This window comes from Chryseobacterium sp. JM1 (assembly GCF_000737715.1).
GTDB lineage: Bacteria > Bacteroidota > Bacteroidia > Flavobacteriales > Weeksellaceae > Chryseobacterium.
Genome location: NZ_JPRN01000002.1, coordinates 644,663 through 657,933 on the forward strand (window position 1 = coordinate 644,663; position 13,271 = coordinate 657,933).

At 37.3% G+C, this 13,271-nt stretch carries 9 protein-coding genes; 4 read left to right on the top strand and 5 right to left on the bottom strand.

The features are described from left to right. Nucleotides 1–14: 14 nt before the first annotated feature. From IW22_RS05185 to IW22_RS05200, 4 genes are all read right to left on the bottom strand, one after another. The gene (locus IW22_RS05185) at nt 15–2,186 is read right to left on the bottom strand and encodes a TonB-dependent siderophore receptor (protein WP_034724632.1); all 2,172 of its coding nucleotides are present in this window, start codon (nt 2,184–2,186) and stop codon (nt 15–17) included. A gap of 153 nt (nt 2,187–2,339) precedes the next feature. Beyond that, nucleotides 2,340–5,414 carry a preprotein translocase subunit SecA gene (gene secA / locus IW22_RS05190; RefSeq protein ID WP_034724633.1) on the bottom strand — a complete coding sequence of 1,025 codons (3,075 nt, stop codon included), beginning with the start codon at nt 5,412–5,414 and terminating at the stop codon, nt 2,340–2,342. A 127-nt stretch (nt 5,415–5,541) separates the two neighbouring features. Further along, nucleotides 5,542–5,763 carry a DUF2795 domain-containing protein gene (locus IW22_RS05195; RefSeq protein ID WP_002662059.1) on the bottom strand — a complete coding sequence of 74 codons (222 nt, stop codon included), beginning with the start codon at nt 5,761–5,763 and terminating at the stop codon, nt 5,542–5,544. A gap of 142 nt (nt 5,764–5,905) precedes the next feature. Continuing rightward, nucleotides 5,906–6,928: a GDP-mannose 4,6-dehydratase gene (locus tag IW22_RS05200; RefSeq protein ID WP_034724635.1), complete on the bottom strand. Its 1,023-nt coding sequence runs from the start codon at nt 6,926–6,928 to the stop codon at nt 5,906–5,908. Between the two features lie 86 nt (nt 6,929–7,014). Here IW22_RS05200 and IW22_RS05205 point away from each other — a divergent pair, with 86 nt between their 5' ends. Next, nucleotides 7,015–7,812 (top strand): DUF2797 domain-containing protein, encoded by a 798-nt coding sequence (locus tag IW22_RS05205; RefSeq protein WP_034724637.1) that lies wholly within the window; start codon nt 7,015–7,017, stop codon nt 7,810–7,812. 35 nt (nt 7,813–7,847) lie between these two features. Further along, nucleotides 7,848–10,502, top strand: coding sequence for a hypothetical protein (locus IW22_RS05210; RefSeq protein ID WP_034724639.1), 2,655 nt, complete (start codon nt 7,848–7,850; stop codon nt 10,500–10,502). 39 nt (nt 10,503–10,541) lie between these two features. Here IW22_RS05210 and IW22_RS05215 read toward each other — a convergent pair whose 3' ends face one another. Then, complete coding sequence (locus IW22_RS05215) at nt 10,542–10,892, bottom strand: hypothetical protein (RefSeq protein ID WP_034724642.1); 351 nt, start codon at nt 10,890–10,892, stop codon at nt 10,542–10,544. Nucleotides 10,893–11,065: 173 nt separating this feature from the next. Between IW22_RS05215 and IW22_RS05220 the strand changes: the two genes are divergently transcribed. Both IW22_RS05220 and IW22_RS05225 read left to right on the top strand, forming a co-directional pair. Next, nucleotides 11,066–11,260 carry a hypothetical protein gene (locus IW22_RS05220; RefSeq protein ID WP_034724644.1) on the top strand — a complete coding sequence of 65 codons (195 nt, stop codon included), beginning with the start codon at nt 11,066–11,068 and terminating at the stop codon, nt 11,258–11,260. A 121-nt stretch (nt 11,261–11,381) separates the two neighbouring features. Then, nucleotides 11,382–12,428, top strand: a complete 1,047-nt coding sequence (locus tag IW22_RS05225; protein ID WP_034724645.1) for a PA0069 family radical SAM protein — start codon at nt 11,382–11,384, stop codon at nt 12,426–12,428. Nucleotides 12,429–13,271: the final 843 nt, after the last annotated feature.

Sequence of the window (13,271 nt, forward strand, 5' to 3'; positions counted from 1 at the left end):
ATTATGGTAATGGATTAAAACTTGTAAGTAACAGTTCCCACTGCATTAATGAGTTTCTGTGGATTGGCAGTAGTGTATCCGATCCAGTAACGTTCATTAGTGAAATTGTCTACTTTTACTCCTATCCTGAATCTTTTAGTGTCATAATAGGCGCTGGCATTCAGTACAACATATGACGGTAGTGAGAAAACACCATCGGCTGAGTTGTATATTTTATTTTCGCTGGCATAGTTTCCACCAACTCCGAATCCTAAGCCTTTAAGTTTTCCATCAAGAAACTGGTAGCTTGCGTATAAATTAGCCAGATAAGGAGAACCTGACGTATTCGGTCTTCTGTCTAAAACAGACGGATCTGCTTTTGTATATTTCGAATCATTATAAGTAAAACCTGCTATGGCTGTAAAACCTTTTACCAGATAAGCGTTCACTTCAAGCTCAACACCTCTGCTTACAATAGTTCCGTCCTGTATTTGAGCATTGGGAGCCTCTACGGTAGGCACATTTCTTAAAACATCCTTTACTTTAATGTTGTAGTAACTGAAAGTAGAAGATACTTTTCCGTTGAACAAGCTTGTTTTAATTCCTCCTTCCATTTGGTTGGCCTGTTCAGGAAGCGGAGTATTTGTCGCTCCTGACCCGTCTACATAATAGCTAAGGTTTTTAAAACTGTTCTGATAATTCCCAAAAAGAGAAACTTTGTCTTTGATCACTTCATACACAACCCCAAGTTTTGGAGAAAAGAACGTCTGATTCATTTTCTTTCCGTCCGCAACATCTGCTCCCGGTTTATTGTTGAAATTGTCAACACGTAAAGCCATCAGTACATTCAGATTGTTCGTTATGTTCAGGACATTGGATAGGTAAACTGCGTAGTTTTCCTGTATTCCGGATATTAGGTAGGGCTTTTCATTTCCAGCCATTCCATTGTACATGGATTGAAGCGCTGCTCCGTTGAAGTTGGTATAGTTGAAGCCCGGCTGATGTAAGGGTACTGGTACAGATTCACCGGCAGCATTTTTGTCAAATCCGTTTACATCATAGAAATTCTGACTGTTGTTTACCCTTAAATAATCAAATCCTAAAACAACACGGTTTCTTAAGCTTCCGATTTTAAAATCTCCGTTAAAGTTCTGCTGAAAATTGATTGATTTTTTTCTGCTGTCTCGGGTAGACTGATCACTTCTGTACATGCTGGTAGCATCATCACCCATAAAATACAGATAAGGCATAAACCCGTCTGAATAGCTGGAAGAACTGCTGAAATTGGTGGAAGAAGTGATAGAATTTGAAATTTTATACTGAACCTGTCCGAAGAAATTGATGCTTCGTCCCGTATTGGTAAGGTCTTTTCCTAAATATGAATTTTTGTAATCCAGATTAAGGTCCCTGATGTTATTCACCTTCTGCAAATATTTTCCTGAATAAAAGAAGAACGTCTGATCGCTCATACTCTTCATTTGGAATAATTCCATATCCAGGTTAATGCTTAATCGGTCTGTTGGCTTATAGCTTAAGCTTGGTGCCACAGCTAAATTTCTTTTGAAACCTTCTGTCTGAAATGTACCTTCGTTGGTATAAGCAGAATTTAAGCGGAATAGAAGTTTCTTATCATTCGTAAGGGGAGTGTTGATGTCTACAGCAGCTCTGTACGTTTCATAACTTCCTCCTGCCAGACTTACATTTCCTCCGAAAGTCTCAAATGGTCTTTTTGTTACACGGTTGATAACACCTCCATAACTGGTCAGTAAGCTTCCGAATAATGTTCCGGATGGACCTTTTAAAACCTCAAGTTTTTCAAGGTTCACGGCATCTATAGTACTGGTTACTGCCCCAAGAACTCCGTTTCTCAATGAATTGGATGAAACAAATCCTCTTAAACTTACATAAGCTCCACCATCACCGGCTCTTCCATTAGATGTCCACATGGTTTGCAGACCCGTAATGTTTTTGAAAGCATCATCAACGGTAAAAATTCCCTGATTTTCTAAAATTACTTTATCTACGCTCGAATATACCTGTGGGTTTTCAATAGCTTTTAAAGGCATTTTATTGGAATAATCACTGTCTTTTTTGACATAGGTGTTGATGATCACTTCATCAATGCTTTTTAAGGCTGTTGAATCCTTTTCCTGGGCAAAGACCAGTAGAGAACCCAGCAATGAGGCACAGATCAGTACTTGTTTCATGAAAGTCAAATTTTTTGCAAATATATTGTTTTTAATTGTTCTAAATAAATAACAGGATTGATATTTATCATGAATTCATTAGGCACTAAATAACAAAACCCCGCTTCAGTCTGTGCTGAAGCGGGGTTTTTATGAGATTTTATTATTAATTCCTTAAGCAGGGATTTCTCCTTTGTATAAGAAAGAGATAATTTCTTTGTTCATTTTGTCTACCATTTCACTGAATAAGTGGAATGATTCCTGTTTGTAAATCACCAATGGATCTTTCTGCTCGTAAACGGCACCTTGAGAAGATCTTCTCAGGTCATCCATTTCACGAAGGTGAAGTTTCCAGTTTTCATCGATGATGGATAAAGTGATGTTCTTTTCAAAATCATTGATCAAACTTTCACACTGAGTGTCATAAGCTTCTTTCAGATCAGCCACAATCGTCATTGTTTTGTGTCCGTCTGAGAAAGGAACCTGGATCATTTTAAACATAGAACCCTGATTCTGATATACATTCTCAATGATAGGGAATGATTTTTCTTTCAGTAAGTTCAGTTTCATTTTATAATCTTCCTGAGCGGCCTTGAAAACAAGATCCGTCAGTTCAGGAATCTGCTTGCTCTTGAAATCATTTTCAGAAACCGGAGATTCCATCGTGAAGAACTTAATGATATCGAATTCGAAATCTTTATAGTTTCCTGTCGCTTTTCCTTTGGTAACAATTGAATTTGAAACATCGAAGATCATATTCGTAATGTCATACTTAAGGTGATCTCCAAAAAGAGCATTCTTTCTTCTCTTATAGATCACGTCACGCTGTTTGTTCATTACGTCATCGTACTCAAGAAGTCTCTTTCTGATCCCGAAGTTATTTTCCTCTACTTTCTTCTGCGCTCTTTCGATAGACTTGCTGATCATAGAATGCTGAATCACTTCACCATCTTTATGACCCATTCTGTCCATCATTTTCGCGATTCTCTCAGAACCGAAAAGACGCATCAGGTTATCTTCAAGAGATACATAGAACTGAGAACTTCCAGGATCTCCCTGACGTCCCGCTCTACCTCTAAGCTGTCTGTCTACACGTCTTGAATCGTGTCTTTCAGTACCGATAATCGCCAAACCTCCTGCTTCTTTTACTTCTTTGGAAAGCTTGATATCCGTACCACGACCTGCCATGTTCGTTGCAATCGTTACAACGCCCGGCTGTCCTGCTCCGGCAACGATCTCTGCTTCTTTCTTGTGAAGCTTCGCGTTCAATACCTGGTGTGGAATTTTTCTTAACTGAAGAGCCTTAGAAAGCAACTGAGAAATTTCAACAGAAGTAGTACCTACCAATACAGGTCTTTTTGCTGCGGTTAATTTTTCAATCTCTTCAATAACGGCGTTATATTTTTCACGGTTAGTTTTGAAAACTAAATCCTGTCTGTCATGTCTTAAAATAGGACGGTTGGTAGGAATCACCACAACATCTAATTTGTAGATTTCCCAAAGCTCTCCCGCCTCTGTTTCAGCAGTACCGGTCATCCCCGCAAGCTTGTTGTACATACGGAAATAGTTCTGAAGTGTTACCGTTGCAAAAGTCTGCGTAGCGGCTTCAATTTTCACATTTTCCTTAGCTTCGATCGCCTGGTGAAGACCGTCAGAATAACGTCTTCCTTCCATGATACGACCTGTCTGCTCGTCAACGATTTTTACTTCCCCGTCAATCACTACATACTCATCATCTTTTTCAAATAATGTGTAAGCTTTTAACAGCTGGCTCATCGTGTGTACACGCTCAGATTTTTCAGCGAATTCAGAGAAAAGTTTTTCTTTAGCCTCGAATTCTTCTTCTTTCGTAAGATTTTTTGCCTCAACTTCAGCGATTTCTGTTCCGATATCCGGAAGAACGAAGAAGTTATTGTCAGAATTCCCCTGAGACATATATTCTACTCCCTTATCCGTAAGATCAACCTGATTGTTTTTCTCTTCGATAACGAAATAAAGATCTTTATCTACGATCGGCATGTCACGGTTGTTGTCCTGCATGTATTGCGCTTCTACTTTCTGAAGCAATGCTCTGTTTCCGCTTTCCGATAAGAATTTGATTAATTGTCTGTTTTTAGGAAGACCTCTGTAAGACTGAAGTAATTTGAATCCTCCTTCTTTGGTGTTTCCTGCAGCGATTAATTTTTTCGCTTCGTTAAAGAGTGCAGAAACCGTTTTTTTCTGAACTTCAACGATTCTGTCGATAGAAGGCTTAAGAACATCAAATTCCTGTCTGTCTCCCTGAGGAACCGGACCTGAAATAATCAATGGTGTTCTGGCATCATCTACCAATACAGAGTCAACTTCATCCACAATCGCAAAGTTCAATTCTCTCTGCACAAGTTCTGAAGGTGAAGTTACCATGTTATCTCTCAGATAATCGAAACCGAATTCGTTATTCGTTCCGTAAGTAATATCCGAGTTGTATGCTTTTCTTCTTCCGTCTGAGTTCGGCTGGTGATTATCGATACAGTCGATAGACATTCCGTGGAACTGATAAAGAGGGCCCATCCATGCGGAGTCTCTTTTAGCAAGATAGTCATTCACCGTTACTACGTGAACACCTCTTTCAGAAAGTGAATTTAAGTAAATAGGTAATGTTCCTACCAAAGTTTTACCTTCACCGGTTGCCATTTCGGTAATTTTACCACTGTGAAGAATAACCCCTCCGATGAACTGAACATCATAATGGACCATGTCCCAAACTACAGGAGTTCCGGCGGCGTCCCAGGAGTTTTTCCAGATGGCAGTATCTCCCTGAATCTCTACGAAATCTTTACCCGCTCCGGCCAATTGTCTGTCCCAGTCAGTTGCTTTCGTACGGATCTCTCCATTCTGAGCCCATCTTCTCGCTGTTTCTTTTACCAATGCAAAAGCTTCAGGAAGGATCTGACCAAGAACTTTTTCTTCGATGTCGTATGATTCTTTTTTAAGAGCCTCAATTTTTGTGAAAAGAGCTTCCTTTTCATCTACGTTAGGTGAATTTTTCACCTGCTCTTTTATCTGTTCTATCTGCGCTGTAATTTTGCTGGTTGCAGATTTAATATTGTCTTTAAATTCAGCAGTTTTTTCTCTCAGTCCATCATCAGTCAACTGTTGAATGGCTGGTTCTACAGCTTTGATTTTTGTTACAACTTTTTTTACTTCTTTTAGGTCCTGCGCTTTTTTGTCTCCCAAAAACCCTTTAAGAACTTTGTTTAAAAAACTCATAAATTTTTTGCTTTATGCTTAAAGCAATATGCTTTAAGCGTTTTACTGACACGCTTATCGTGTGAATTTTATATATAAAAAAGGGCAAAAAAGCTCTAAGCGCATTGCTTAAAGCTTATTGCTTTAATTAATATTCGTCTTCGTTCCAAAGGAAATCCTCGTCGGTAGGATAATCACTCCATACCTCTTCGATAGATTCGTAGATCTCTCCTTCGTCTTCAATAGCCTGAAGGTTTTCTACAACTTCCATGGGTGCACCAGTTCTGATTGCATAGTCAATAAGTTCTGCTTTTGTCATCGGCCAAGGCGCGTCACTTAAATAGGAGGCTAGTTCTAATGTCCAGTACATAATTTTCTAATTTTTTTGCAAAAGTATAAAATTAGCTTATATTATACGCTTTTTTATACTTGATTTTCAATTCTTTTTGATTAATTTTTGTTCATTGTCCGTCATAGACCGCATTACAGCTGTTCCGGCAACTTACATGATGTCATTTTCTCAAAAACCATTCCACAAATTTTTTTATGCCATTTTGGAAGTCTGTGTCTGGTTTGTAGTCTATTAATGTCTTAGCTTTTGTGATATCTGCATTGGTTTTCTGGACATCTCCCGGCTGCATTGGCAGAATTTTCCGGGTGGCAGAAATTCCAAGGGTATTTTCTATGGCAGCCAGCATTTCAGATAAAGTGACGACCTCGCTTTCCCCGAGATTAATAATTTCATAAACCTCTGAATGATTTTCCAGATAAAGGATGGATTTCGTGATTCCATCAATGATATCATCAATATAAGTATAGTCTCTGGCCGTGTTTCCATCGCCGTAAAAAGGGATTTCGTGACCTTCTGAGATCAGTTTTGTAAATTTATGAATGGCAAGATCCGGCCTCTGTCTCGGCCCGTAAACGGTGAAGAAACGGAGCTGAATCATGTCAATATGATACAGATTATGGTAAACATGTCCTAGAACTTCGCCACTTTTCTTGGTTGCAGCGTAAGGTGAAATAGGATTGTCCACATTATCAGTCTCTGCAAAAGGTGTTTTTTCGTTATTTCCGTAAACACTTGATGAGGAGGCACAGATGAATTTGTTGATATTGAATTCCTTACAAAGCTCCCATAGATTCATGGTACCGCGCACATTCACTTCCTCGTATTCCAGAGGTCTTTCAATAGAAGGGCGTACGCCTGCCAGTGCTGCCAGGTGGATAATAAGGTCTATTTTGTGGTTTTTGAAAATGGCTTCAAGCCCGTTTTTATCCCGAATGTCCTGATAATAGAATTGGTAGCGGTCTGATTGGGAAATAGCCATTAATTGTCTGATATCTGTCTCTTTGTCCGAAAAATCAAAATCATAATTTTTATCGATAGATGCTAAAGTATTTTTAATTTTTATCTGATAATTGTAGAAATCATCAAAATTGTCAACGTTTATGACAGAATGTCCATTTCGTAATAATTTTTCTATTAAATGGGAACCTATAAATCCGCTTCCTCCAGTTACAAGATAAGTCATTTGTGATTTTTTAATGTCGCAAAAATATAAATTTACTTTTTGAAAATATAATCATTAAATTTACTTAAAAAAGTAATATAAACAGTATGCAGTTTCAAGGGCAAATTTTAAAAATGACGAGTTTCGACACACAGCCGATCCAATATTATCTAAATCTTTCAGGAGATCTTATCCATATGAATGAGCTTTTCGGAAAGGAACTGCGTATAAAACATACCGGATTTCAGTGTGTCAACTGCGGAGAAAATAAGCCTATTTACAGAATGGGATTCTGCAAGAACTGTTTCTTTGAAAGCCCTTACGCCAGTGATACCATCATCCGTCCTGAACTTTCTACGGCTCATTTAGGCGTTGCAGAACGTGATCTGGAAGTGGAAAAACAGATCCAGTTACAGCCTCATACCGTATATTTAGCATACACCGGAGATGTAAAAGTAGGAGTAACAAGAAATACCCAGATTCCAACAAGATGGATTGATCAGGGAGCCACTTTTGCACTGCCGATTGCCAGAACAGAAAACCGTTACGAAGCGGGAATGATAGAAGTTGCATTAAAAGAACATCTTCCTGACAAGACCAACTGGAGAAAAATGCTTCAGGATGATTTCGAAGGAGAAATTGATCTTGCCGATTTCCAGCAAAAGATCAGACAGTATTTTCCTGATGACTTCCAAAAGTTCTACAGTGAAGGAGAAGATTTGTGGAGATTTGATTATCCTTTTGAAAAACCTGCGAAAGTAACTTCATTCACTCTGGATAAAAAACCTGAGTTCACAGGAAAGCTTACAGGAATAAAAGGACAGTATCTGAGTTTCGACAGTGCCGATTTTATGAATGTAAGAGGTCATGAAGGCTATGTCATCGAGCTGGAGATAAAAAATTAATCTTATATTTAAGATGACAAACACCAAATTACAATATGAGAAAATGGGTCAAAAAGTTATTAATAAGCCTTGGAGTTCTGCTGCTCATTCTTTTAGCTGCGAATTTCGGACTGAACATATGGCTTAAAACCCAACTTCCTGATTATATAAAGAAGAATACAGATTATAAGGTATCCTATAAAACACTGGATGTAGATCTGGGCTCTGGGAATATTTTCGCTGCAGGAATTACGATAAACAGCAAAGATCCTCAAAACACCAACGTCATTGGCCTTCAGGGAACGATTGATACCTTAAAAATCAGCCGTTTTGGGATCTATGATGCCATTTTTAATAAAAGAATCAGCTCATCTGATCTGTTGTTGGCTAGACCTAACTTAAATATCAGTCTTGCAAAACCCGTAGACCGTAAAACTGGAAAAAAAAGAAATCCTGTCCTGTTTGAAAATATAAGGATTAATAAAGGAACAATCAATATTTTCAAGCATACAAAGCAGAAATTTTTATCCGTTCAGCAACTGGATCTATTTGTAGAGAACCTGCAAATGACCGAAGAATCAGTAGAAGACAAGCTTCCTGTAGTTTTTGACCGTTATTCTATTAAAGGAAAAGATTTTTTCATCCGCCCGGATAATGTATATGCAATTATAATAGGTAGTATCACAACGTCAGATGGTCAAATGTCAATTGGAAATTTCAGATTGATTCCGTTGTTGTCTTTTAACCAGTTTAAAAGATTTTATCCTCAAAAACCTAAACTCTTTGAATTCTCCATTCCAAAAATGGATTTTAAAGATGTGGTTTTGGCTAAAAACAAGATTTCAGTGGCCAATGCAGATTTTCAAAACCCTGTCCTTACCGTTTACAACACGGGAGTAAAACCTAAAAAGACTGAAAAAAAACTGAATTTTGAAGTTAATTTAGAAGATATAAAGTTCAGTAATGCTACTGTACTCATTAATAAACCTGATGGCAATAGATTACTTTCTGCAAAAGCATTGAATGTAAAAGTCAATCAGTTGAAATTTGATAAAGTCACCGCAGAAGAGGTGATTCCTGTCGGGTATAAAGATTTTCATTTTTCAGGAAGAGATATTCAGTATTCAAATCACCAGAACTTTACGGTTGAAAGCATTGCACTAAACCCCAAAAGCGGGGAAATCAGAAATCTGATATTGTCTCCCGGAGTTCCGGAAGCGGGAAAGGGTTCAATGGATCTGAAAACCGGACATATTGCCTTTAACATCAATAAATTTGAATTTGTTGAAAAGAAACTGAATCTGGATCTTAAAGATGTTTTGGTTGAAAATGTAAGTGGAACCATTAAAGCAGGCGTGGATAAACCAAAGAAAAATCCAAAACCGGGAATCATCAATTCAATCATCGTCCGGAAAATATCCCTCAAAAATTCTGATATCGTTTATGATAAAGGAATGCAGCCACTTGCTTTTCATGACTTGAATGCAACAGTTAATGCTATTGAAGTAGCGGCTAAACCTAATAACCAGGGACTTTCCTTTAAAGTGAAAGACTATTTCCTGACCACAAGGAATTTTGCCTACAGAACGAAATTTTATAATTTAAGCGCCGGACTTTTAAAATTGAATAAAAATAAGATTCAGGTTAATAGTTTTATCATGAAACCGCTCGTTTCGAGAGCACAGTTTATCAAAATGATACCTGTAGAGCGAGATCTGTATGACATCAAAGTTTCTCAGATAGCAGCAGACGGGCATTGGGATTTGTTTTCTGATAATAAATCGATCAATGCTTCCAATGTAACGGTTCTCGGTGCAGATGCCAATATTTTCAGAAGTAAGATCCCGAATGATGATCCGAAAGTAAAACCATTATATTCTAAACTGCTTCGTTCAATAAAAATTCCGATGACAGTCAATAACCTTGATCTAAAAAATTCCGTTTTGGTGTACGAAGAAGATACTCCGGAAAGTGCTGGCCCGGGAAAACTGACGTTTGCAAATTTTAATATGAATGTTAAAAATCTGAATTCTGCCAAAACAAAAGGAAAACCTACAAAAGTAGATATTAAGATCAACTGCTCGTTCATGAATCTTGCACCTCTCTCCGTAAACTGGAATTTTGATGTAGCAGATCATAATGACAATTTTGCCATTTCAGGGAAAACATCCAATCTTCCAGCAAGCGGGATCAATCCTTTTATCAGACCTTATCTTCATGTGACGGCCACTGCCGGAACTATTCAGGAAATGCTGTTCAATTTTAAAGGAAATCCAGCAGGCCTGCATGGAACATTCAATCTGAAACATAAAGAACTTAAAATTGCCGTCTTAAATAAAAATAATCAGGAAAAGAAAGGAGTACTTACGGCTGTTGCGAATCTCTTTATCAGATCTGATTCCGGAAATTATCCCGAAGCTGTAGCTGTAGAAAATGTTGAACGGGATCCAACGAAATCATTTTTCAATCTTTTCTGGAAAGGAATTGAACAGGGATTAAAGAAAACGCTGATCGGAAAGAATATCGATAAAACTGAGAAAACGGTAAAAAGTGCTGTTTCTTCTGTAAAAGAAGTCAAGAAAACGGTAAAAGAACTGAAGCAGGAGATCAAAGCAAAAAAGGAAGAACCTAAATCACAGGAAGACAAAAAGGAAAAGAAAGGCTTTTTAAAAAATATCTTCAAGAAAAAAGAATCCCCCGAAACTGAATAGTTCGGGGGATATATTTAAATCTTCTGGTTGAAGGAAGTATTAAAAATTAAATTCTTCACTTTCCTGAATGGGAATGTCTCTCAGGAACTCATCAAACTTTTCACCAGGATAATTACTGTCTGCTCCATAAGAATCGATGATCATTCCACGGTTTCCGGCATTATCTTTTAAGACATACAAAACCGCGTTGTCATCAGGATTGCTGTCACCTTCAAAACGATAAGTCTTTAAAATGGTAAGCTCAGACGGCTGATATACTTTCTCTGAATTTTCAAATTTCATCTCACATTTGTCATTCATTCTGAATTCTCGATGTATTCCTCTTTCTGAAAGGGTATTCATAACCTGGCTTAGGGTAGTCATTCTGTCGGTATATTCTGAATTATCCATAATATTATTTTTATAGGGTAGTACAATAATTAAACCATTGATTTGCTAAATTTAATAAAAAAGGCAATTACATTTCTCAACGAAATAAAGTTTAATGTTAACAAAATTTATAATTTGAATCAGAAAAATAGGTACGCTTTTTGCAATAGCTACTGTATTAAATCGGACGAAATATGAAAAAAGAAGTTGGCGTTTTACTGGCAGGAGGTGTTGGTCTTTTGGCTGTATTAGGTTTTATTGGATTAAAAAAGATATTGACTAAAAAAGATAAAAAATATAGTGATACCTATTCGGATTATCACAGGCATTTTGATGACAAAAACCACGAAGATGAGTATCATGGAGTGGAATTTTATGCACTGAAGTAGTAAAAGAATATATTTAATTATGTGAAATCCGGCTCCTTTTTAAGGGTCGGATTTTTCTGTGGATAACTTTAATGTTAAAACTCATTATTTAATTAGAAATCCATTCTAATTTTACACCATAATGCAAAACAAGAATTTCAAAAAAGGGCAAGGCGCACAGTCGAACGTTATCAATCGTTTCGACAGGTATACCTATGAGCCTGAAGATGAAGATTTCGAAGCGGTAAAAACCTCTTTCACCGAAGTTTTTCCAAAAAGCATTGTGAATCAGGTGAAAAGTGAAGACCTCCCGATGGAGTATTCCATGAACCCTTATCAGGGCTGTGAACATGGATGTTCCTATTGTTTTGCAAGGCCTACCCATGAATACTGGGGCTACAGTGCCGGAATTGATTTTGAAAGAAAAATCATGGTGAAGAAGAATGCTCCTGAACTTTTGGAGAAGTTTTTTCAGAAAAGAGGCTACAAGCCCGCACCAATTTTGCTTTCCGGAAACACCGATTGTTATCAGCCTGCAGAAAGGCAATTTGAGATCACCCGGAAACTCCTCCAGGTTTGTCTGGATTACAGACATCCTGTCAATGTTCTGACAAAAAATGCACTTGTTCTGAGAGATCTGGATATTTTAAAACCTATGGCAGAACAGAACCTGGTTTCTGTTTCACTCAGTATTCCTACTATTAATGAAGAGCTGAGACGGAAAATGGAGCCACGTACGAGCTCAGCTCCGAACAAATTAAAAGCTATAGAAGTCCTCACAGAAAATAAAATTCCTGTTCATGTCATGGTAGCACCTATCGTTCCTGGCCTGAACAGCGATGAGCCGTTGAATATTTTGAAATCGATTTCAGATGCAGGTGCGTTGAGCTTCGGATACACATTAGTAAGATTGAATGATACCGTAGAAACTGTTTTTGTAAATTGGATTGAATCTCATTTTCCGGACCGGGCACAAAAGGTGTTAAACCTTATCCGTTCTATGCGCGGCGGAAAGCTTGGAGATAAAAGATATTTTGAAAGACAGAGGGGAGAAGGGAATATCGCGGAAATGATCCATACTACATTTAAGATCGGAAGAAAGAAGTTTTTTGATGGTAAAGAATTCCCTAAACTTTCCACAGTAAATTTTACAGGAGCAAAAGATCAGCAGTTACGACTCTTTGATTGATGGATCATATTTCTTATACCTTATATATATGGTGGAAATAGAAAACCTGTTCAATAGGAGTTGGCTTCTGCCCACTTACCATATATATTCATGGCAAAAGGCTTCGACCAAAACCTAAATACCAAGGTTTTCATTATATCTTGTTACAATAATTGTAAAAATCTGTTCAATTTGTAAGATCTGCGTGATATATTTTATTTATTAAGATACGCACATTACCTTTGCAAGAATAATCTCACCGAATTTTTCTGTATTATTACAATGTTATTACTCTAGCCCAATATATTCAATAGGAGTGGGCTTCAGCCAAAACCTAAATACCAAGGTTTTCATTATATCTTGTTACAATAATTGTAAAAATCTGTTCAATTTGTAAGATCTGCGTGAGATATTTTATTTATTAAGATACGCACATGACCTTTGCAAGAATAATCTCACCGAATTTCTGTATTATTACAATGTTATTACTCTAGCCCTCTATATTCAATAGGAGCGGGCTTCAGCCCGCTTACATGATACACATTGAATATGGCTTCAGCCAAAACCTATTTATATGCAAACTGAAAGGTAAAACCCCTGTTAAGTAAAGAAGAACTACAAAATTAAACATTAGTTTAAAATTTTTCTCTCTGCTTACCAGTCTCTTATGGATTTATAAGACCTGTTCATGAATTTTATGTTAAATAAACTTGCATTGCGTTTGAATAAGTTGTTATCTTTGCCCCACTGAAAAACGAGAGTTATACAGTAGCACAGAAGAGCTTTTCGATAAGCATTAACTATTTACACGAGCTTTAAGAAGCAGACGAGAATCTTTTAAAACTTTTAGAAATAAAGGTTGTG

Coding starts and splice junctions, on each gene's coding strand:
- IW22_RS05220 (WP_034724644.1), top strand. CDS start 11,066: ATGAAAAAAGAAGTTGGCGTTTTACTGGCAGGAGGTGTTGGTCTTTTG.
- IW22_RS05195 (WP_002662059.1), bottom strand. CDS start 5,763: ATGTACTGGACATTAGAACTAGCCTCCTATTTAAGTGACGCGCCTTGG.
- IW22_RS05185 (WP_034724632.1), bottom strand. CDS start 2,186: ATGAAACAAGTACTGATCTGTGCCTCATTGCTGGGTTCTCTACTGGTC.
- IW22_RS05225 (WP_034724645.1), top strand. CDS start 11,382: ATGCAAAACAAGAATTTCAAAAAAGGGCAAGGCGCACAGTCGAACGTT.
- IW22_RS05205 (WP_034724637.1), top strand. CDS start 7,015: ATGCAGTTTCAAGGGCAAATTTTAAAAATGACGAGTTTCGACACACAG.
- IW22_RS05210 (WP_034724639.1), top strand. CDS start 7,848: ATGAGAAAATGGGTCAAAAAGTTATTAATAAGCCTTGGAGTTCTGCTG.
- secA (WP_034724633.1), bottom strand. CDS start 5,414: ATGAGTTTTTTAAACAAAGTTCTTAAAGGGTTTTTGGGAGACAAAAAA.
- IW22_RS05215 (WP_034724642.1), bottom strand. CDS start 10,892: ATGGATAATTCAGAATATACCGACAGAATGACTACCCTAAGCCAGGTT.
- IW22_RS05200 (WP_034724635.1), bottom strand. CDS start 6,928: ATGACTTATCTTGTAACTGGAGGAAGCGGATTTATAGGTTCCCATTTA.